Source organism: Plantactinospora sp. CNZ321, assembly GCF_004217235.1.
Genome location: NZ_SHKQ01000001.1, coordinates 5608106 through 5628120 on the forward strand (window position 1 = coordinate 5608106; position 20015 = coordinate 5628120).

Sequence of the window (20015 nt, forward strand, 5' to 3'; positions counted from 1 at the left end):
TTGGTCCTGTCTGGACAACCAGCCCAAGCGGCCTACTACAACACCTACACCACCCTGGCCACCCTGCCCGACACGAGCGGTGCCACCGGGGTGCAGGGCTTCGCCGCCGGAGCCACCTACCTCTACTCGGTCAAGGCCCGCAAGGCCAACACCCTTTCCGCCATCTACCGGGTCCACAAGACCACCGGTGCGCGGGTGCAGATGAAGAACGGCACCGACAACACGACGACCAACACCTGGCTCGGGCACGGGAACGACATAACGATCGTCGACATCGACGGACAGCACCACATGTTCATCGTCACGATGAACGAGACCGGCGCGCAACTCGTGAAGCTCCGCTACGAGGGCACCACCTACTACTACGTCGGCTCATACCAGGTACGTCTCGACGGGGCCCTGCTTGATGTTTCCGGCATCAATCGAGTCTCGGTCACCAGCACCACGATCACGTTCATGTTCAAGAAGAGCCGGACGATCTACAACGGCAGCCTCCCGCTGCGCGCCAACTCCGGGACCATCGAGCTGACCAAGGCGTTCACCCTGCAGGTCGAGGGCGCCCTCGTCAACGGCGCCGTGGTGCCAGACCTGGCGAGCTTCACCAACCAGGGGTTCTTCTACGACGAGAACAAGCAGGTTCTCTACAACCCGCTGGCCAAGGACAACCGCAGCGTCGTGCTCGTCTATCGGAACGTCTCACCGACGACGACAGGAACCGCGCCCGCCGCCACCGACCTCTCCTTCCGCATCACGTCCTCGGCATACCCGGAGATGTTCGAGATCGAAGGCGTGGGACTCAGCGGCGGCAAGCTGTACTTCAACACCAACCGGGAGAAGGCCAGCGGAGCGACCTCCGACGGAGTCCACGTGTTCGACGGCTACGTCGCGTCCTAGCCCAGCTCAGCCGGGCCAGACTCGGTGGTGACGACCTCATGCTGTCGTCACCACCGGGTCGCGGTCGTCACCGCCGAGACGGATGCCGAGGTACATCCGGTTGTGCCGGCGTTCGCTCCGCACCCTCGCACCGGGCGGGCGGCCGGGACGCCTAGCGGCTGACGCAGAACTCGTTGCCCTCCGGGTCGGCGAGGGTGACCCAGGCGAACGGACCCTGGCGTCCCTCGTGCAGGACCGTCGCCCCGCGCGCCACCAGCGCCTCGACCACCGGCCCGAGGTCCTCGGTCCCGGTCCGGACGTCGAGGTGCATCCGGTTCTTGACCGTCTTCGCCTCCGGCACCAGCTGGAACAGCACCCGTGGCGCCCGCCGCACCCCCTCGGGATGCCGGATCGCCGCCCCCGCCTTCCAGACCAGCACCCCGTGGTGGGTCCTGGTGTCGTCCTCGGTGGCGTGCCCCTGGTCGAGCATGCGGCGGATGAGCGCCTCGTCGGAGGGCTCCACCTGCCAGCCGAGCGTCTCGGCCCACCAGTCGGCGAGGGTGTGCGGGTCGGCGCTGTCCTGTGTCACCTGGAACTCGTACGCCATGGCGGTCACCTCCGGGCCCGGTACGGGTCACGGAGCAGGCTGATCATCTCCATGGCTGGCACGCTAGCCGCAATTGCGGACAGGATCGTTCCTGGTTTGCTGGCAGACTCGGGAAATGCTCGAAACCTCGGCGCGGCTGCTGAGACTGCTGGCCATCCTGCAGACCCGGCCCGAATGGACCGGCTCGGAACTGGCCGAGCGACTCGGCGTGACCGTGCGTACCCTGCGCCGGGACGTGGCCCGGCTGCGCGACCTCGGCTATCCGGTCCGGGCCACCCCAGGCGTCGCCGGTGGCTACCGGCTCGGCGCGGGGTCGACGCTGCCGCCGCTGCTGCTCGACGACGCGGAGGCGGTGGCGGTGGTGCTGAGCCTGCGTACCGCGGCCAGCCAGAGCGTCATCGGCATCGCCGAGACCTCGCTGCGCGCGCTGGTCAAGCTGGAACGGATCCTGCCGGCCCGGCTGCGCCGACGCACCGCCGCGCTGCGGCTGAGCACCGTTCCGCTGGCCGGCGGGACACCCAGCGTCGACCCGGACCTGCTGACCGCGATCGCCGAGGCGTGCCAGAACCTGCACGGGCTCACGCTCCGATACCGCAGCCGGGACGGTACGGCCGGCGTCCGTCGGGTGGAGCCACACCGGCTGGTGCACACCGGCCGGCACTGGTATCTGGTGGCCCGGGACACCGACCGGGACGCCTGGCGGACGTTCCGGGCGGACCGGATCGGCGAACTCCGCTCGACCGGGCTGCGGTTCACCCCGCACGACCCGCCCGACCCGGTCAGCTTCGTCGCGGACTCGGTCGGGGCGGCGCCGTACCGGTTCCGGGCCCGGGTGCTGGTGCACGCGCCGGCCACCGAGGTCGCCGAGCGGATCCCGCCGACGGCCGGGCTGGTGGAGGCGGTGGACCGGCACAGTTGCCTGCTGCGCACCGGTGCCGACTCGCTCGGCTTCCTGGCGCTGCACCTCGCCCTGCTCGGCCCCGAGTTCACCGTGCTCGAACCCACCGAGCTGACCGACGAACTCGGCGTGCTGGCCGGACGGCTGGACCGGGCACGCGGCCGTTCCAGGTCGGACCGGGCGGTGTAGTCCACCCGACCGGTCGCCGATGCATGCCGCCCCCGGCGCGGCCGCTCTCGTCGAGCCGCGGCGACCGCCGGGGGGTGGGCCCGGGTGGCCTGTCGACCGCAGCCCCTATGCCCCTAACTCGCGACGGGATCCCGGACCCAACCGGTTAGGGCGAGAACCGGGGACCGTCCCCGATGTCCGGTACGTCGGTAACGCCGTACGGTCGGCGCCAGGTCTGGAACGACATGCCCAGATCATCCCGCCCATACCTCTGAGGAGATCGTCACCGTGGAATCGGCACCGACCGTGGAGACCCCCGCCCCGGCTCCGGCCCCTGCCCCTGCCCCCGCCCCGGCCCCGGCCCCCGAGGCGACTCCCGGCGTGGAAGCCACCCAGACCCTGCAGGAGTTCGTGGTCAACCTGCTCAGCGACGCGGACCTACGCGCGGCGTACGAACTGGACCCGACCGGCACGCTGGAGAGCGTCGGGCTCTGCGACGTGGTCCCGGGCGACGTCGCGGACGTCGTCCCGCTGGTCGTCGACTCCGTACCGCTGCAGGGGCTGACCGATCTCGGCGCGGTGGAGAGCCTGGGCCTCGGGTCGGTCAGCCTCAGCCCGACCAGCGTCGTCGGCCAGGTCCAGACCGTCGCCAACCAGTTCACCGCCGGCGTCTACAGCACCGGTGCCGACGTCAGCGTGGTCGGTCTGGGCGCCGTCAGCGTGGACCCGAACGGCCTGGAGATCGGCGCCAGCTCCGCCCTGCCGGTGCTGGGCCTCGACAGCGGCCTGAGCGTCGACCTGTCCGGGGTGCACGACGTGGCCGACACCCTCGACTCGGCGGTGCTGGGCACCGCCGGCGGCGTGGACACCGTGGACGGTGTACTCGGCACCGCCGACTTCGCCGCCAACACCGTGACCTCCACCGTCGCCGGCACGACCGGCCTGGTCGGCGCCGGCGGCCTGGGCAGCGTTACGGACCTGAGCACGGTCACCGACCTGACCGACATCGCCGACCTCGGCACCATCGCCGACCTGGGCAGCATCGCCGACCTGGGCAACGTCACCGGCAACGTCACCGACCTGGGCAACGTCACCGACCTGGGCAACGTCACCGACCTCGGCAGCGTCACCGACATCCACGGCACCGTGGACGGGGTCACCGGCACGGTCGACGGGACGCTGAGCGGCATCGGCCTCGGCGGCGTCACCGACACCGTCGGCGAGGTCACGGACCTGGGTGGCACCGTCGGTGGGGTCACCGGGACCGTCGACGGCAGCCTGGGCAGCGTGACCGGGCTGGTGGGTGGGGCCGACCTGGGCCGCACCAGTGACCTGCTCACCGACGGCGTGCTCTGAGCCGCACCCGCACCGCGACGGCGGTGGCCGGACCGGAAAGCGGCTGGTCCGGCCACCGCCGTCGAATCTTCGCTGGCCGCATCGGGAACGAGTCGCGGCGCCTGCCCTTCCCCCACCGGGAACCGGCCGGGCGGTCCGGGCTGACACCGCGACGGACACCCGGAGCGCGAGGTGCCCCCGTCCCGTGCCGGGACGGGGGCACCTCGCGCTCGCGGTGGCGGCGCTGCTGCGCGTCAGCCGAGTTGGCTCTTGGCCTCGTCGATGACCCGCTTGGCTCCCTCGGCGGCCGAGATCCGGTCGAAGATGACCTCGTCGTAGATCCGCTGGAACTCGGCCTTCACCGCACCGCCCCCCTTGGGCTGCGGCGGCGGCGTCGGCAGCAGCTTGTCGACGACCGACTGCTCGAACTCGTAGACCAGCTTGTCGTTCGGGGACAGGCTGGGGGCGATCGCGTCCCGGACCTTCGCGTTGGCCGGCATGCCCCGGGAGACCGCCAGCACCTTGCCCGCCTCGATGTCGTTGATGAGGAAGTCGACCAGCATTGTCGCCTCCTTGGGGTGCTCGCTGCGCTGCGCGACGCTGTACGCCATCGACATCGCCGCGATCATCCCCCGCTTCGGGGTGTCGCTCGGCATCGGCGCGATGGCCAGCGGTGCGCCGTACGCGCTGACCATGCCGGTGAAGCCGGAGTCGTAGTTGACCTCAGCGGTCACACCCTTCTTGATCAGCGACGAGTTCTGCACCGAGCCGTCGAGTTGGGTGGTCAGCGCCGGCGGCGCCAGCGCCCCCACCGAGCGCATCTGCCCGGTCATCGTCCAGAACTCGGTCAGCTCCGCCTCGGTGAAGCCGAGCTTGCCGTCGTCGGTGTAGATGGCCTTGTCCCGCTGGCGCAGCCAGATGTCGAACCAGTCGATGGCGAAGCCGAAGTCGCCGAAGCCGGCCACCTTTCCACCGCTGGACTGGCTCAGCTTCTGTCCGGCCGCCTGGAGGTCGGCCCAGGTCCAGTCGGGGCTCGGCGCCGCCACGCCAGCCTTCTCCCAGAGCGCGGGGTCGTAGACGACGCCCTGGGTGTTCTGGGCGATCGGCACCGCGTACGTCGCGTCGCCCACCTTGCCGGCGGGCAGCAGCGTCTTGGTGATGTCCTCGACCCTCAGGGTGCCGTCCTCGATGTACTCGGTGAGGTCGCGCAGGGCGTTGCGGTCGGCGTACTCCCGCAGGTAGGCGCGGTCCATCTGCACCACGTCCGGTGCGTCGCCACCGGCGATCTGCGTGGAGAGCTTCTGGAAGTACGCGTCGAAGGCGCCGAACGAGGTGTTCACCTTGATGTTCGGGTGCTTCTGTTCGAACAGGTCGATGGCCTGCTCGGTCACCTTGGCCCGGTCTTCGTTGCCCCACCAGGTGAAGTCGAGGGTGACCGGGCCGTCCGAGGCGTCGTCACCACCACAGGCGGCCAGCGGCAGGACGAGCAGGGCCGCCGCGGCGAGGGTTGCGGCCTTCGCGGCTCGGCGGGCCCGTCGGGTGTGCAGCATGGACATTCTCCTTCCCAGGGGCGACCAGCAGTGGGGGGTGCGGAGACGACGAGACAGGAAACCGCTTGCCTGAGCGGGCGCAGGGATGCCTGGGGCGCGGGCAGCGGGATCCTCCCTCGACGTGGGCCGGTCGCGGGGGCGGCAATTGACGGTGACAGGTCGTGCGGTACGGCAATGAAACGATCCAACAGGACCGGACGCTAGGTGTGACGCGGGCCGCTTGTCAAGAGACACCGCCGCGACGAAGGGGAGCCGGACCTGCGAGAACGCCGGAAACCGGACCGGCCTGGCCGAACCGTTATACGAACGGAACCTAGCCGGGGCCGGTACCCGAGGCGATCCGCCGCTTCCCCGTTCAGTCCAGATGGTGGCGGAAGGCGGCGCCGCGCCGGCGTGCCGCCTCCGGATGGCCACGCCGGACGGCGGTCTGGTGGTGACCCCGGGGCAGCGGGGCCGGCGCCGCCTCCGCGAGCCGGCTGACGGAGCGGAGCCGGAGCAGCAGGCCGGCGCCGAGGAAGAGCAGCAGGGCGCCGACCGCGAAGCTGACGGTGGTCAGCCCGGGCCCGCCCCGACCGGCGGTGGCGCTGGCCTCGCCGCCGCCCGATCCACCCCCGTCCGATCCGGCGGCCCCGTCCGGTCCCTCCGCGAGTACCGGTGCGTCGCCCTCCACCGGCTCGGTCGGTTCCGGTTCGAACGGCTCGGTCGGGCTCGGTGCCGCCTCGGTCGGGGTGGGCCGGGCCCGCTCCGGTGCGGTCGGGGCCGGTGCGCGCCGCCGCGCCGGGCCGCCCCGCTCGCTGACCACCTCGCGGGCGGCACTCTGCCGGTCGAGCAGCCGGGACTGGGCGTCGAACGCCTCCACCGTCAACTCGATCCGCCCGCCGGTCACCGCGTCGTCGATGGCCAGCCGGTACTGGGCGGTGACCGTTCGGCCCCGGCACAGCGTGCCCGGATCCAGGTCCCGATCGGTGAGCCGGGCTCGCCCGCCCTCGACCCGGACGTCCATCGGCACGACCCCGCCCTGCTCGATCCGGTCGACCCCGATCTGGTCGAGCCGCAGGCCGTCCGCCCGCAGCACCAGCGACCACCGGACCTTGCGGCACTCGCCGCCGATGGTGGTGGAGACCACCGCAGTGATCGTCTCGGCGCCGGCTCCGGCGACGAACCGGCCAGGCAGCCGGGTCAGCGCGGTGTCGAATCCGGGAGCCGCCCCGGCCGGAGCGGCCGGCAGCATCGCCCAACCGATGGTCACGCACCCCAGCGTGGCCCCGAGCCGGCCCGCGAGCCGCCACACCGTCACCACCACCCATCCGTGCGCCGAGTTGCGTACCCGATGGACGCTATGGGCATCCCGGAACGAGCGGAAGACTGGTGTATCAGCACCATTCAGCAATGAAGAGGGTGGGTTTGACGCGCAGTGCTGAACCGGTCACCACTCCCCCGCGACACGCCCGAGCGCGGAGCCCCGAACGCAGGGCGGCCGGGGTGGACGGCGTACCGGGCGGGCTGACCGGCACAATCAGCGATTGTGTCCGAGAGCCCGGCCGAGTTCGTCCGAACGTACGCGCGCCTGACCCCGGTCTCCGCCGTGCCGGAGATCCGGCTGTACCAGGCGGCCGAGCCGATCGGGCTCTGGGAGTTGACCGAGGGCGAGTTCCGCAGCGAGCAGCCGCCACCGTTCTGGGCCTTCGCCTGGGCCGGCGGTCAGGCGCTGGCCCGCTACCTGCTCGACCATCCGAAGACGGTCGCCGGCCGGCGGGTGCTGGACCTGGCGTCCGGCTCCGGACTGGTGGCGATCGCCGCCGCCCGGGCCGGCGCCACGCAGGTCCGGGCCGTCGACATCGACCGGATGGCGCTGGCCGCCATCGAGGTGAACGCCGAGGCCAACGGGGCGGCGGTGGCCGGTGAACTCGGCGACGTCCTGGACGCCGACGCGTGCGGCGCCCAGGTGGTGCTGGCCGGCGACGTCTTCTACAGCCAGGCGATGGCCAACCGGGTGCTCCGGTTCCTGATCCGGGCGGCCCGGGCCGGCGCCCGCGTGCTGGTCGGCGATCCGGAGCGGGCGTACCTGCCCCGGGAACGGTTCCAGCCGCTGGCCGGCTACGACATCCCGGTCACGGTCGCCCTGGAGAGCGTGCGGGTCAAGCACAGCCGGGTCTGGGAGCTGACGAAGGTCACCCCGGCGGCCGGCGACACCGGCCGCGGCGACCCCACTGGTTAGCGTGGTCGGGTGCTGTTCCGCAGTTGGCAGGAGCCGGTCGACCGGAGGTGGCCGGACGTGGTCGCCGTGCCGGACCACCTCGGGGTCGAACACCTGGTGGTGACCCGGCACGCGCTGGTCCGCCAGGTACTCGCCGATCCCGGCACGTTCCGCCCGGACAACGCGCTGGACGCGATGACCCCGATCCCGGTCGGTGCGCTCCGGATACTCGCCCGGCACGGCTTCCGGCTGCCCCCCACCCTGGCCAACAACGGCGGTCCGAGCCACCCGGAGATCCGGGGGATCGTGGCCGAGGCGCTGCATCCGCACCGGGTCGCCGCCCAGCGGCCGTGGCTGACCGCCGTCGTGCGGGAGCGGGTCGGCCGGCTCGACGCCGCGCTCGACGCCGGTGAACCCGTCGACCTGTACGCGGACCTCGCGGCCGACCTGCCACTGCTGGTACTTGCCCGGCTGGTCGAGCTGCCGCAGGCACCGGCCGAGGTGGTCAAGGAGTTCACCCGGGCCGCCCTGGAACTGTTCTGGGCCCCGGTCGACCCGGCACGGCAGCGGGTACTGGCCGACGTGGTGGGCCGGTTCCACGCCGTACTGCGGGAGTTCGCCGCCACCGGCGCCGGGCTGGCCGGCGCTCTGCGCTCCGCCGGCCACCCGCCGGACGTCGTCGTCGGGGCGCTGTTCTTCCTGCTGGTCGCCGGGCAGGAGACCACCTCGCAGTTCCTCACCCTGCTGCTGCACCGGCTCGCCGGCAGCCCGGAGGTGGTCACCGGGGTGCGGGCCGGCACGGTGGACGTCGAGGACGTGGTCGAGGAGGGGCTGCGGCTGGAGCCGCCGATCGTCACCTGGCGCCGGCTGGCGGCCCGGGACACCGAGTTGGCCGGTACCCGCGTACCGGAGGGGACCAGTTTGGTGCTCTGGCTGGCCCGCGCCGGCCGCGACCCGGCGGTGGTCGCCGCGCCGGAGGCGTTCGTCCCCGGGCAGCGCGGCTCCCGCCGGCACCTGGCGTTCGGGGCGGGGGCGCACCGCTGCGTCGGCGCCCAGCTCTCCCGGCTGGAAGCGGCGGTGGTGGTCACCGAGACGGCACCGCTGCTGGCCGACGTGACCGTGCTCCGGGCGCCCTGGTGCCCGGACAACCTCTCGTTCCGGATGCCGGACGCGCTGGTCGTCGCCCGCCGCTGACTCCCGCACGGCCGGTCGGCACGGCCCGAGCGCCACCTGCACGGGCGCCACCGGCACGGCCCGAGCGCCACCGGTCGGCTCCACCCGGGCCGTTCGGCCCGCCCGGGCCCGTTCGGGTCAGGCTCGGTCGTGCCGGCCGTCGATGTCGATCCCGCGCAGGTAGAGCAGGAGAATCAGCGCACCGCCGAGCACCAGGCAGATGTCGGCGACGTTGCCGACGAAGAAGCCGGCGTAGTCGATGAAGTCGACGACGTGGCCCCGGGCGAACCCGGGCTCCCGGAAGAGCCGGTCCAGCAGGTGGGTGCCGGCGCCACCCAGAAGCAGGCCGAGGGCGAGCGCCCAGGCCCGGTTGCGGACCTTCCAGGCGGCCCCGGTGAGCGCGACCACCGCGACGGCCGCGATGATGGTGAAGATCCAGGTGACACCGGTGCCGATCGAGAACGCCGCGCCCGGGTTGTAGAGCAGCCGCAGGCTGAGTAGGTCGCCGAGGACCGGTACGACGCCGCCGTCGGAGAGGGCGGCCACGGCCAGGTACTTCGTGACCTGGTCCACCAGGACGATCACGGCGCCCAGGGTGAGCACCCAGGGATACCACCGGGTCGCGCCGGCCACCCGGCCCGCTTCGGAAATCGAGGAATCCGCCTCGACCTGCTGCATGACAGAAGACCTCCAGCACCGACGGCTGCCCGGACGGCACCAGCCTACGTCGCTGGCCGACCGGACTGCCGCTGCGGCGTACCCGCCGGCATCCCACCCGAAGCCCGCCGGCATCCCACCCGAAGCCCGCCGGCATCCCGGCGTCAGCCCACCGGCACACCTGCCGAAAGTCAGCCCCGCCGACCCTCCATCGCCCGCTGTGTGACCGCCGTCCGGATTCCTATCGTCGCCGCTGAGCAACTGCGAACAGCGGAAGGGTTCATGATCACGTTAACCGAGTTGACCAAGCGCTTCGGCCCGACCACGGCGGTCGACCGACTCTCCCTGTCGATCGCTCCGGGCCGGGTCACCGGCTTCCTCGGGCCGAACGGCGCCGGCAAGTCCACCACGATCCGGATGATCCTCGGTCTGGACCGGCCCGATTCCGGGACCGCGCTGGTCGGTGGCCGGCCGTACCGGAGCTTCCGGCATCCGCTGCGGGAGGTCGGCGCGCTGCTCGACGCCCGGGCGGTGCATCCCGGCCGGACCGGCCGAGCCCACCTGACCGCGATGGCCCGCAGCAACGGCATTCCGGTACGCCGGGTCGACGAGGTCCTCGACACCGTCGGGCTGACCGAGGCGGCCGGGAAGCGGGCCGGCACCCTCTCGCTCGGCATGGGCCAGCGGTTGGGCATCGCCGGCGCACTGCTCGGCGACCCGAGCGTGCTGATCTTCGACGAGCCGGTGAACGGGCTGGACCCGGACGGGGTGCGGTGGATCCGCGAGCTGATGCGGTCGCTGGCCGCGCAGGGGCGCACGGTCTTCGTCTCCAGCCACCTGATGAGCGAGATGCAGCTCACGGCCGACCAACTCGTGGTAATCGGCCACGGTCGGCTGCTCGCCGACGCCCCCGTCACCGAGGTGATCGCCGGCAGTTCGCCGGCCACCGTCCGGGTGGCCAGCCCCGAACCGGCCGCACTGGCCCGGCTGGCTGACGGGCTGGTCGGCCGGCACGCCACGGTCCAGCGGGTCGGCGACGACGAACTGCTGGTCACCGGGAGCAGCGTCGCCCAGGTCGGCGACCTGGCCCACGAACTCGGGGTACGACTGCACGGGCTGCGTACCGAGGCGTCCCTCGAACATGCCTACCTCGAACTCACCGGCGCCGGCCCAGCCGGCTCCGGCGCCCGGTCCGGGACCTCCGAACGGAAAGAGGCGTGATGAGCGACACCCTCCCCCGCACCACCCGCCGGGATGCCGGCCACCCGCCGTCCGGCGGTGGGCTTCCGGGCGCGATCGCCAGCGAGTGGACGAAGCTCTGGTCGGTGCGCTCCGTCTGGTGGTGCCTGCTCTCCAGCGCGCTGCTGATGGCCGCCACCGCCGGGCAACTCGCCATCTACGTCGCCAACGGCAACACCGACGACGACCCGGCCAACGACCGGGGCGTACTGGCGGTCGGCCGGATCGCCGTCGACGCCGTCGAGCTGACCCAGTTCGCGGTGATCGCACTCGCCCTGCTCACCATCACCAGCGAGTACAGCAGCGGGACGATCCGCGGCACGCTGCAGTGGATCCCGTCCCGGGCCCGGATGCTGCTGGCCAAGACCACCGTGGTCGCCGGGGTCACCTTCGGCACCGGTCTGCTGCTCGGCGGGCTCGGTGCCGCCGTCGCCGGCGCCGTACTCGGCGAGTGGGGCCGGCTCGAGCCGGCCGAGACCGTCGGGCACGCGGTCGGGCTGGCCGGCTACCTGGCGCTGATCAGTGTCTGCACTCTCGGCCTCGGAGCCGCGCTGCGCGGCGCGGTCGGCACCCTGGTCACGCTCTTCCTGCTGCTCGCGATCGTGCCGACCATGCTGCGGCTGCCCGACCTCGGACCGCTCAACGCGATCGCCGACGCGCTGCCCGGCAGTGCCGGTCTGCACTTCCTGCGCGGCGAGTCCGATGCCTATCCGGCACTGGTCGGCCTGCTGATCGTCGCCGGCTGGGCGGTCGCGGCCCTGCTGGCCGGGCTCGCCGTACTGCGCCGCCGGGACGCCTGAGCCGTACGGCGGGCCCTGCCCCGGGCCGGTAGGGCCCGCCCACGGCTCGACTCAGTCCGTCAGGCCCGCCTCGTACGCGATGATCGCCGCCTGCACCCGGTTGCGTACCCCAAGCCGGGTGAAGATGCTGCTCAGATAGCTCTTCACCGTCCCCTCGACCAGGAAGAGCCGCCGGCCGATCTCGGCGTTGGAGAGCCCGGCGCCGACCAGCGCCAGCACCTCCCGTTCCCGCTCGGTCAGCCCCTCGATCCGCTCCCGGGCGGCCGGTGCCCGGGCCAGCAGTCCGCCACCGAGCTCGATCACCCGCCGCGCCACCTTCGGCGACAGGTACGCCGCGCCGTCCGCCACCGCCCGCACCCCGGCGATCAGCTCCCGGGGGTCGCCGGACTTGAGCAGGAAACCGCTCATCCCCTCGCCGAGCGCCCGGGCGATGTAGTCGTCCTCGCCGAACGTGGTCAGCATGACCACCGCGGTCTCCGGTACCAGCCGACGGATCTCCGCCCCGGCGGCCAGCCCGTCGAGCCGGGGCATCCGGATGTCCAGCAGCGCCACCCGGGGCCGGTGCGCCCGGACCAGCTCGACGGCGTCGCGCCCGTCGGCGGCCTCGGCGACCACCTCGATCTCGGGGTCGGCGGCGAGGATCGCCCGGACACCGGCCCTGATCATCGCCTCGTCGTCGGCCAGCAGGACGGGGATCACGTGCACTCCTCAACTCGGTACGGGCCACCGCCGGCGGTTGGCACGGCAGCGGCGGGGCGGGCGGGGCGGTCAACCGCCGAGGCGGTCCTTCACCACCAGCCGCCCGTGCAGGAAGCAGACCCGGTAGACGGCCTGCCCGAACGGGAAGGCTCCGTCGGAATAGAACTCGCAGGTGGCACCGGCCGGCACCGGCCGGGCGGCAGCAGCGGACGGCGCGACGACCTGCCGGTCCGGCAGCAGGTCGCGCACTTCGGCCCGGTCCTGCCCCATCTCCAGCCGCGCGTACCGGTCGGAGTCCAGCACGGCGCCGAAGGTGGCGATCGGATAGTAGGCGAGCACCAGCAGGAGACCGATCGCGACCGGGACGGTGAACGCGGCCAGCAGGCTGCGCCGGACCCGCTGCCGGGCCGAGCGCAGCCGGTGCGCGGTGACGGCTCCGGCCGGCCCGGCCGGCGGCGCCGGCACGTCCACCACCGGCCACCGGCCCGGGTACGCCGCCTCCGGTGGTGCGGCGGGCCCGGTCTCCGACGGAAGCCCGGTCGGCAGTTCCGCGTACACCTCGAAGCCGCCGCCGTCCGGGCCGGCCCGCAGGGTGCCGCCGGCCAGGCGTACCCGCTCGCGGAGCCCGACCAGGCCGGACCCGGCGCCCCGGACCCCGGGCAGTGCTCCGGCCGGTGGTCGGTCGTTGCCGACCCGCACCGAGACCCGGTCGGTGCCCCGGTGCACCGCCACCGTCACGGCGGCACCCGGGGCGTGCCGGGTCGCGTTGGTCAGCGCCTCCTGCACCACCGAGCAGACCGCCCGCTGCACCATCGGCGGTACGGGGGCCTCGGGCCCGGCCGCCGGGGAGTCCTCCTCGACCAGCAGGCGTACCGCCATCCCGGCGGCCCGGGCCCGGGCGACGAGTTCCTCGACCCGTTCTCCCGGTGGTCGGGTGGGCGCCGGCTCGGCGTCGTCCCGGAGTACCCCGATGACCTGGCGGAGCCGGTCGGTGGCGAGCGCGACGCTGGCCCGCAGCTCCCCGGCGGCCCGCCGGTGCCGCTCGTCCAGGTCCGCCGCCACCTCCAGGGCGCCGGCCCGCAACGCGATCAGGCTCAGGTCGTGGCCGAGCGAGTCGTGCATGTCCTGGGCGATCCGGGCCCGCTCCCGCATCCGGATCCGCTCGGCGGCACCGCGCTGCTCCCGCTCCAGCAGGTCCGCCTGCTCCCAGCCGGCCAGCACCAGGGCCCGGTGCTGTCGGTGGTAACGGCCGACCAGCCACGGGAAGACGCCGCCGAACAGCAGCGTGCCGGCGAGCAGGAACCAGACCTCGGCGTCGGTGCCGAGCAGGCCGAGGTTGAGGACCGTACCGCCGAACCCGACTCCGGCGAAGAGCAGTGCGGCCGGGGCGCAGCGGCGCTCGCGCAACCCGACGAGATAGCTCAACACCGGAATCCCGAACAGGAAATTGCCGTCCCCGACCGTCGGCAGCACCACCAGCAGCAGCCCGAGCAGCGGCGCCCGCCGGCTGGCCAGCACCGCGAGTCCGGTCACCAGCAACGAACCGACCAGCCGGACGGGGAGCCAGGACGAATGCGGCGGGGTGAGCAGCGCCACCGCGATCGGTGCCGAGATCACCGACCAGAGGGCCAGGTCGAGGATGCGGTCGCGCCGGCGCAGCGCGCCGGCAGGTCGTCGCCGGCCACGCCCAGCTCGCGCACCCCTCCCGCGCGGGATTCCGGCCATCACCCGGCCAGGCTACAAGCCGCCGTCGCCGGCCGGTTACTGACGAAAGTCAGCAACCGGCCTGGTCAACTGACCTCCTCGGCCCAGGCCCGCCAGTCGTCGAGCACGCCGTACAGGGCCGGGGTGAGCCAGCCCGGCGCGGAGCGGCGGAACACCCCGGGCTCCAGGGTGCCGGCCCCGTCCGGCAGCCCGCCGATCGTGTTCGGGACCAGTTCCCGCAGGTTGGCCCAGTGCACCAGCTCGGGCTCGGCCGGCCAGGCGCCGAGCACCACGCCGCAGGGCACCGCGCGCCGGTCCAGCGCCTCCAGGGTGAGCGCGGTGTGGTTCAGCGTGCCGAGCCCGGCCCGGGTGACCACCACCGCCGGGGCGCCGATCGACACCGCCAGGTCGGCGAGGGTCCACGCCTCGCCGGACGGGCGCAGCCCCATCGGAACCAGCAGCCCGCCGGCCCCCTCGACGAGTACCAGGTCGTGCTTTTCCGCGTCGGCCCTGATCTCGTCGGCGACCGCGTACAGCTCCAGGGGCTCGGCCTGGGCGACCCGGGCCGCCGCCAGCGGTGACAGCGGATCGGGATAGCTGACCAGGGTGCGCGCGGTCATCGGCGCGGCCAACCGGTTCACCGTGTCGACGTCGGATTCCGCCCCGGTCGCCGTACCGGTCTGGCCGGGCTTGATGACCGCGACCCGCAGCCCGGCGGCCTGGGCGGCGGCGGTGATCGCCGCGGTGACCACCGTCTTGCCCACGTCGGTGTCGGTGCCGGTGACCAGGATCGGGCCCCGCCACGCCACGCTACTCACCAGACACCTCCGGTCCCGGTCACGGGGCACACTCCACGATCACGCCGAGGGCCCGGTCGAAGTCGGCCCGGTCGATGCCGACGTTGATGGTCAACCGCAGCCGGGAGCGGTTGTCCGGGGTCGACGGCGGCCGGAAGCAGCCGACCGCGACACCCCGGTCCCGGCAGTCCGCCGCCCAGGTCACCGCGGTTTCCGGGCCGGGCGCGGTCACCGAGACCACCCCGGCGGCCGGTGCGGAGACCTCCAGCCCGGCCGCTCCGAGCCGGCGGGTCGCCGCGGCCGCCCGGTCGGCCAGCTCGGCCCGGAGCGGGTCGCCGACCCGGGCCAGCCCGGCGGCGGCGCGCACCCCGGCGACCACCGCCGGCGGCGGGGCGGTGTCGTAGATGAAGGTGCGGCCGGTGTCGATCAGGTGCCGGACCAGCTCGACCGGCCCGGCCACCACCCCGCCGGCTCCGCCCAGCGCCTTGGAGAGGGTCGCCGTCACCACCACGTCGGGCTCACCGGCCAGCCCGGCACCGGCCACCGCGCCCGCCCCGGCCGGACCGAGTACCCCGAGCGCGTGCGCGTCGTCGACCAGCAGCAGGGCGCCGTACCTGCGGGCCACCGCGTGCAACCGCCCGAGCGGGGCGAGGTCGCCGTCGACCGAGAAGACCGACTCGGTGACCACCACCGCCGGCCGGCCCGGTGCCCCGGCCAGGGCCGCCTCGACCGCGTCGACGTCCAGGTGCGGGGTGACCCGGGTCTCCGCGCCGGAGAGCCGGCAACCGTCGATCAGCGAGGCGTGGTTGTGCGCGTCGGAGATCAGCAGGGTGCGGGGCTGCACCAGGGCGCGGACCGCGCCGAGGTTGGCGAGGTAGCCCGAGGAGTAGACCAGGGCCCGCCCGGTGCCGAGCCAGTCGGCGAGAGTGGACTCCAGCGCGTGGTGTGCCTCGGTGGAGCCGCGTACCAGCCGGGACCCGGTGGCGCCGAGGCCGTACCCGGCCAGGGCCTCCGCAGCGGCGGCGATCACCGCCGGATGACGGGAGAGTCCCAGGTAGTCGTTGCCGGCGAGGTCGACCGTGTCCTCGACGGCGCTCCTCGGCCGCAGCCGGCGGCTCAGCCCGGCCTTGGCGCGCAGCCGCGCCCGCCGGTCGAGACCCTCCAGCCAGCTCGGCACCGCCACCCCCACTGGTCCGCGTCCGCCCCCGGGCGCTGTCGGAAACCCGATCGCCGCACGTTCCGCAGTTGCGGCCCGCCGGACCCCGCGGAAGTCGGGCCCGGTCGGCGGGTCGCGCGACCTGGAGCCGGTGGCGTCGCCCGCGCGACGGGCCCCGACCGGCGAAAATACCACCCGTCGCGGTCTTTGGCCGTCCGCCGTACCGGTCGGACCCCGGCCGGTACGTCCGCAGCGCCGTCCGGGCAGCTCGGCGGGTGGGGCCGACATCGATCGGCGGTCCGCTTGTAGGGTACGACCCATGCCAGAAATCCTCGACCGGGCCCGTACCCAGGTGCTCGATGGTGGTGTCGGTCTCGACGAGGCCGGTGTGCTCGCCGTGTTGCGGCTGCCCGACGAGCACCTGTCGGCGACGCTCCAGCTCGCGCACGAGGTGCGGGTCCGCTGGTGCGGCCCGGAGGTCGAGGTCGAGGGGATCGTCTCGCTGAAGACCGGCGGCTGCCCGGAGGACTGCCACTTCTGCTCGCAGTCCGGGCTGTTCGCCTCGCCGGTCCGGTCGGTCTGGCTCGACATCCCGTCCCTGGTCGAGGCGGCGAAACAGACCGCCGCCACCGGGGCCACCGAGTTCTGCATCGTCGCGGCGGTCCGGGGCCCGGACGAGCGGCTGATGAAGCAGATGCGCGAGGGCGTCGCCGCGATCCGGGCCGAGGTGGACATCCAGGTCGCCGCCTCGCTCGGGATGCTCACCCAGGACCAGGTCGACGAGCTGGTCGCGATGGGGGTGCACCGCTACAACCACAACCTGGAGACCTGCCGCTCCTTCTTCCCGAACGTGGTGACCACGCACTCGTGGGAGGAGCGCTGGGAGACGCTGCGGATGGTCCGCGCCTCGGGCATGGAGGTCTGCTGCGGCGGCATCCTGGGGCTGGGCGAGACCGTCGAGCAGCGGGCCGAGTTCGCCGCGCAGCTCGCCGAGCTGGACCCGCACGAGGTGCCGCTGAACTTTCTCAACCCCCGGCCGGGCACCCCGCTGGGCGACCAGCCGGTGGTCGCGCCGCGCGACGCGCTGCGGGCCATCGCCGCGTTCCGGCTGGCGATGCCCCGGACCATCCTCCGGTACGCCGGCGGCCGCGAGATCACCCTCGGCGACCTCGGCACCCGGGACGGCCTGCTCGGCGGGATCAACGCGGTGATCGTGGGCAACTACCTGACCACCCTGGGCCGCCCGGCCGGCCAGGACCTGGCGCTGCTGGACGAGCTGAAGATGCCGGTGAAGGCGCTCTCGGCGACGCTGTGACGATGTCGACGGAGACGGCCAACTGGTGCGACCGGTGCGGCGAGGCCGCCGCCACCGGCAGCCACGACGCCTGCCGGGCCGCCCGCGAGTTCGAGCCGCCGCGCTTCTGCGCCTCCTGCCGGCGCAGGATGAAGGTCCAGGTGCTTCCCTCCGGCTGGTCGGCGGTCTGCGTCGCGCACGGCGAGACCACCTCCGCCGGCTGACCCCTGGATACCGGGCCACGCCGGGAGCCCGGCAGGGCGCCGGCCCGGCGTGGTTCGCACCCGTCCGGGCCGGTCAGGCCGGAATCCCGCCGGCACCTGCCCCGGGTCGGGGGTGCCGGAGGCCGTCCGCCCGGCTGCGCCGTCGACGCCACGACCCGAACAGCACGGCCAGTGGGACGCCGACGACGATCAGCAGCAGGCCGAGCGGGACGGCCAGGACCAGCGCGACCGGCCGGGCCGGAAGGGGCGCCGGCGCCCGGGCGGGTCCGCCGAACCGGCCGGCTTCGAGCAGATTCCGGGGTACGTCCATCGCCAGCACCTCGCCCGGGGAGTCGACCAACACCTCCGAGCCGCCACCGGGCCGCAGCGCGACCAGGGTGGCGTCGCCGACCTCCCACCATCCGGTGTCGTTGAACCCCGGACCGCTCCGGGCACCACCCTCGGGCCGGTAGGTCAACACGACCGGGTCGGTGCCGAGCCGCCAGCCGAGCATCCGGACCGCCATCGCGGTGACCGGTCCGAACGCCGCCCCGGTGCCGTCCGCACCGGTCCGCGCGTCGAGGTAGCCGAACCGCCAGGTCCGGGCGGCCAGCGCGACACTGTCGCACTCGTCCCGGCAGCCGTCCAGGGTCACCGTGGCGATCCGCCGGCCGTCCGGGGTGAACGCACCCACTCCGGCCAGGTGGCGTCCGGGGCCGAGGTCCCGGCTCCAGGCCACCGCGCCGGTCCGGCTGACCAGGCTCACCCGGCTGCCCTGGCTGACCGCGATCCAGCGGCCGTCCGGGGAGAAGGCGACCAGGGACGCGGTACGCAGCTTCCACCGGTCGCCCAGTTCGTCCACCAGCACCCGGCTGGTCCCGGTGGTCAGGTCGTGCAGCACCAGCCTGGCCGGCTGGATCACGTACCCGGTGACCGGATCGACGCCGACCGGCGTCTCCGAGGTCTCCATGGCGAGCACCGCACCGCCGTCCGGGGCCCAGGCGAGCGGGGTGGCGCAGCAGGTCCGGCCCTCCGGTCCGGTGACCGTCCGGCTGCGCCCGTCGACCAGGTCGGTGACGACCAGCCAGCCCCGCTCGGCGCCGGCGAGATGCCCCTGCACCACGTACCTGCCGTCGGGGGAGATCTGCACCGCCTCCCCGGCGACGGTCTCCGCTCCGCCGTACAGCAGCATCCGGTACGACCCGTCCTGCCCGACCACCGCCACCTTGCCCTCGTGGTCGAAGAGGTCGGTGCCGCGCAGTCCGAGCCCGTCGCCGCTGAACAGCAGCGTCGCCGGCCCGTTCGGATCCTGCCCGACCGTGCCCTGCCACATCCACGGGGTCCAGACCCGGTTCGGCACCGCCGCCTGGCCGCCGGCCGGCTCCGCCAGCGGCCGGTAGCGCAGCACCTGAGGCACCAGGCAGACCAGCACCGCCAGCACCACGGCCAGCCGGGTGGCCAGCCGGAGCCGGTCGCGTCGGCGCATCCGCCGCCCGGCCCGCCACACGTCGCCGGGGGATGCCGGCGGCATCCGGTCGGCGAGTTCGGCCAGGACCGTACGCAGCCCGTCGCTCATCCTCGTCCCTCCCTGTCCACCGCCGACACGTGCACGGTCGAGGGTCGCCCGCCGGCCGTGCCCGGGCCGATCAACTCGGCCAGCTCGGGAGCGAGACTCCGCAGCCGGGCCAACGCGTCCCGGGTCTGGCTCTTGACGGTGGAGACCGAGCAGCCGAGTGCGGCGGCCGCCTCCACCTCGGTCAGATCCTCGAAGTAGCGCAGCACCAGCACGGCGCGCTGCCGTGGCGCGAGCCGGCGCAGCGCGTCGCGTACCACCAGGGCTCTGGCCAGCCCTTCCGTGCTGTCCGGAGCGGTCACCTCCGGCGGTTCGGCGCGCAACTCGACCACCCGCCACCGGCGCCGCCACATCGAGACGTGCTGGGTGTAGAGGGTCCGCCGGACGTACGCGTCCGGGTCGCCTCGGGAGACCAGCCGCTCCCAGCGTCGGGCCACCCGGATCAGGGTGAGCTGCACCAGGTCCTCGGCCAGGTGCCGGTCGCCGGTCAGCAGATACGCGGTGCGGGACAGCGCCGCCACCCGGCCCGCGACGTACTCCCGGAACGACTCCTCTGGATCCACACGCACCTCCTGACCATCACCACGCTCGGGATGGTTCGCTCGGGTGGGTGGACCCGGCGGTGGCACGGGTTGCCGATCCACGACCGCCCGGCCACGGGAAACCGGCAGCGCTTATCCGCCGGGCGTCGCCCGCTCGGCGAGCAGCAGCAGATCGGTGACGACGAACCCGGGCAGGAGCAGCGCCTCGGCGTGCCCGGCGCCGGTCAGCACGAAGGTGCCGCCGATCTCCTCCGGTTGCCAGCCGTGCCGGAGGGCGTGGTCGATCACCGCCCGCACGTGCCTCGGCCCGGGATACCCGTCGTCGATGACCTCTCGGTCGCCTTGTCCCGCCGAGTCCGGCGTGGAGAGCAGGTCCGCCTGGAGGGCCCGGCTGTTCTTGCCGGCGCCCCAGACGCGTACCCGGACGCACCGGCGCGCCCCCTGCCCGGTCCGGACGTAGTGGATCCGGGCCGTCCAGGCGAACTCTCGGTCGTGGGCGTACAGCCGACGCAGTCTGGACTTCACGGCGACGTCCACCCCTTCTCGATTT

At 73.6% G+C, this 20015-nt stretch carries 20 protein-coding genes; 9 read left to right on the top strand and 11 right to left on the bottom strand.

The window, feature by feature from the left end; all coding sequences use genetic code 11:
• On the top strand, positions 1-894 hold the full coding sequence (locus EV371_RS24135) for a hypothetical protein (RefSeq protein ID WP_130464070.1): 894 nt from the start codon (positions 1-3) through the stop codon (positions 892-894).
• Between the two features lie 151 nt (positions 895-1045).
• Here EV371_RS24135 and EV371_RS24140 read toward each other — a convergent pair whose 3' ends face one another.
• A complete protein-coding gene (locus EV371_RS24140; RefSeq protein ID WP_130464071.1) occupies positions 1046-1480 on the bottom strand; it encodes a VOC family protein in 435 nt (144 codons plus the stop codon).
• Between the two features lie 115 nt (positions 1481-1595).
• Between EV371_RS24140 and EV371_RS24145 the strand changes: the two genes are divergently transcribed.
• A complete protein-coding gene (locus EV371_RS24145) occupies positions 1596-2567 on the top strand; it encodes a WYL domain-containing protein (protein ID WP_130464072.1) in 972 nt (323 codons plus the stop codon).
• Between the two features lie 360 nt (positions 2568-2927).
• Entirely contained in the window at positions 2928-3902 is a 975-nt protein-coding gene (locus EV371_RS24150; protein WP_130464073.1) for an IniB N-terminal domain-containing protein, read from the top strand.
• Between the two features lie 233 nt (positions 3903-4135).
• Here the strand turns inward: EV371_RS24150 and EV371_RS24155 are convergent, their stop codons facing one another.
• Together EV371_RS24155 and EV371_RS24160 are read right to left on the bottom strand one after the other, a co-directional pair.
• Positions 4136-5431: an extracellular solute-binding protein gene (locus EV371_RS24155; protein WP_165436826.1), complete on the bottom strand. Its 1296-nt coding sequence runs from the start codon at positions 5429-5431 to the stop codon at positions 4136-4138.
• A 355-nt stretch (positions 5432-5786) separates the two neighbouring features.
• Positions 5787-6680 carry a hypothetical protein gene (locus EV371_RS24160; protein WP_130464075.1) on the bottom strand — a complete coding sequence of 298 codons (894 nt, stop codon included), beginning with the start codon at positions 6678-6680 and terminating at the stop codon, positions 5787-5789.
• Between the two features lie 276 nt (positions 6681-6956).
• Between EV371_RS24160 and EV371_RS24165 the strand changes: the two genes are divergently transcribed.
• The gene (locus tag EV371_RS24165; RefSeq protein ID WP_130464076.1) at positions 6957-7649 is read left to right on the top strand and encodes a 50S ribosomal protein L11 methyltransferase; all 693 of its coding nucleotides are present in this window, start codon (positions 6957-6959) and stop codon (positions 7647-7649) included.
• Between the two features lie 9 nt (positions 7650-7658).
• Positions 7659-8822 carry a cytochrome P450 gene (locus EV371_RS24170; RefSeq protein WP_130464077.1) on the top strand — a complete coding sequence of 388 codons (1164 nt, stop codon included), beginning with the start codon at positions 7659-7661 and terminating at the stop codon, positions 8820-8822.
• Between the two features lie 117 nt (positions 8823-8939).
• Here EV371_RS24170 and EV371_RS24175 read toward each other — a convergent pair whose 3' ends face one another.
• A complete protein-coding gene (locus tag EV371_RS24175) occupies positions 8940-9479 on the bottom strand; it encodes a signal peptidase II (protein ID WP_130464078.1) in 540 nt (179 codons plus the stop codon).
• Between the two features lie 261 nt (positions 9480-9740).
• Between EV371_RS24175 and EV371_RS24180 the strand changes: the two genes are divergently transcribed.
• A complete protein-coding gene (locus tag EV371_RS24180) occupies positions 9741-10679 on the top strand; it encodes an ATP-binding cassette domain-containing protein (protein ID WP_130464079.1) in 939 nt (312 codons plus the stop codon).
• The gene (locus EV371_RS24185) at positions 10679-11497 is read left to right on the top strand and encodes an ABC transporter permease (RefSeq protein ID WP_486484769.1); all 819 of its coding nucleotides are present in this window, start codon (positions 10679-10681) and stop codon (positions 11495-11497) included. Before EV371_RS24180 ends, EV371_RS24185 begins: the two co-directional genes overlap by 1 nt.
• A 51-nt stretch (positions 11498-11548) precedes the next feature.
• On the opposite strand, the gene EV371_RS24190 is transcribed toward EV371_RS24185, so the two are convergent.
• From EV371_RS24190 to EV371_RS24205, 4 genes are all read right to left on the bottom strand, one after another.
• Positions 11549-12163 (bottom strand): response regulator, encoded by a 615-nt coding sequence (locus EV371_RS24190; protein ID WP_486484964.1) that lies wholly within the window; start codon positions 12161-12163, stop codon positions 11549-11551.
• A 102-nt stretch (positions 12164-12265) separates the two neighbouring features.
• Positions 12266-13921, bottom strand: a complete 1656-nt coding sequence (locus EV371_RS24195; RefSeq protein WP_130466179.1) for a histidine kinase — start codon at positions 13919-13921, stop codon at positions 12266-12268.
• A 65-nt stretch (positions 13922-13986) separates the two neighbouring features.
• A complete protein-coding gene (bioD, locus tag EV371_RS24200; RefSeq protein WP_130466180.1) occupies positions 13987-14691 on the bottom strand; it encodes a dethiobiotin synthase in 705 nt (234 codons plus the stop codon).
• Positions 14692-14737: 46 nt separating this feature from the next.
• Entirely contained in the window at positions 14738-15874 is a 1137-nt protein-coding gene (locus tag EV371_RS24205; RefSeq protein WP_130464081.1) for an aminotransferase class I/II-fold pyridoxal phosphate-dependent enzyme, read from the bottom strand.
• Positions 15875-16172: 298 nt separating this feature from the next.
• Between EV371_RS24205 and bioB the strand changes: the two genes are divergently transcribed.
• The gene (gene bioB / locus EV371_RS24210; RefSeq protein WP_130464082.1) at positions 16173-17168 is read left to right on the top strand and encodes a biotin synthase BioB; all 996 of its coding nucleotides are present in this window, start codon (positions 16173-16175) and stop codon (positions 17166-17168) included.
• A 2-nt stretch (positions 17169-17170) separates the two neighbouring features.
• Positions 17171-17371: a biotin synthase auxiliary protein BsaP gene (gene bsaP, locus EV371_RS24215; protein ID WP_130464083.1), complete on the top strand. Its 201-nt coding sequence runs from the start codon at positions 17171-17173 to the stop codon at positions 17369-17371.
• 73 nt (positions 17372-17444) lie between these two features.
• Here bsaP and EV371_RS24220 read toward each other — a convergent pair whose 3' ends face one another.
• From EV371_RS24220 to EV371_RS24230, 3 genes are all read right to left on the bottom strand, one after another.
• A complete protein-coding gene (locus EV371_RS24220; protein WP_130464084.1) occupies positions 17445-18926 on the bottom strand; it encodes a WD40 repeat domain-containing protein in 1482 nt (493 codons plus the stop codon).
• Entirely contained in the window at positions 18923-19486 is a 564-nt protein-coding gene (locus EV371_RS24225) for a SigE family RNA polymerase sigma factor (RefSeq protein WP_130466181.1), read from the bottom strand. The genes EV371_RS24220 and EV371_RS24225 overlap by 4 nt, the downstream gene beginning before the upstream one ends.
• Positions 19487-19597: 111 nt before the next feature.
• Complete coding sequence (locus EV371_RS24230; RefSeq protein ID WP_130464085.1) at positions 19598-19990, bottom strand: integrase; 393 nt, start codon at positions 19988-19990, stop codon at positions 19598-19600.
• Between the last annotated feature and the right edge of the window lie 25 nt (positions 19991-20015).

Excerpts from the sequence above, each read along its gene's own strand:
- EV371_RS24140 (WP_130464071.1), bottom strand. The coding sequence starts at position 1,480 with ATGGCGTACGAGTTCCAGGTGACACAGGACAGCGCCGACCCGCACACC.
- EV371_RS24145 (WP_130464072.1), top strand. The coding sequence starts at position 1,596 with ATGCTCGAAACCTCGGCGCGGCTGCTGAGACTGCTGGCCATCCTGCAG.
- EV371_RS24155 (WP_165436826.1), bottom strand. The coding sequence starts at position 5,431 with ATGCTGCACACCCGACGGGCCCGCCGAGCCGCGAAGGCCGCAACCCTC.
- EV371_RS24175 (WP_130464078.1), bottom strand. The coding sequence starts at position 9,479 with ATGCAGCAGGTCGAGGCGGATTCCTCGATTTCCGAAGCGGGCCGGGTG.
- EV371_RS24180 (WP_130464079.1), top strand. The coding sequence starts at position 9,741 with ATGATCACGTTAACCGAGTTGACCAAGCGCTTCGGCCCGACCACGGCG.
- EV371_RS24185 (WP_486484769.1), top strand. The coding sequence starts at position 10,679 with ATGAGCGACACCCTCCCCCGCACCACCCGCCGGGATGCCGGCCACCCG.
- EV371_RS24190 (WP_486484964.1), bottom strand. The coding sequence starts at position 12,163 with ATGATCAGGGCCGGTGTCCGGGCGATCCTCGCCGCCGACCCCGAGATC.
- EV371_RS24195 (WP_130466179.1), bottom strand. The coding sequence starts at position 13,921 with ATGGCCGGAATCCCGCGCGGGAGGGGTGCGCGAGCTGGGCGTGGCCGG.
- bioB (WP_130464082.1), top strand. The coding sequence starts at position 16,173 with ATGCCAGAAATCCTCGACCGGGCCCGTACCCAGGTGCTCGATGGTGGT.
- bsaP (WP_130464083.1), top strand. The coding sequence starts at position 17,171 with ATGTCGACGGAGACGGCCAACTGGTGCGACCGGTGCGGCGAGGCCGCC.
- EV371_RS24220 (WP_130464084.1), bottom strand. The coding sequence starts at position 18,926 with ATGAGCGACGGGCTGCGTACGGTCCTGGCCGAACTCGCCGACCGGATG.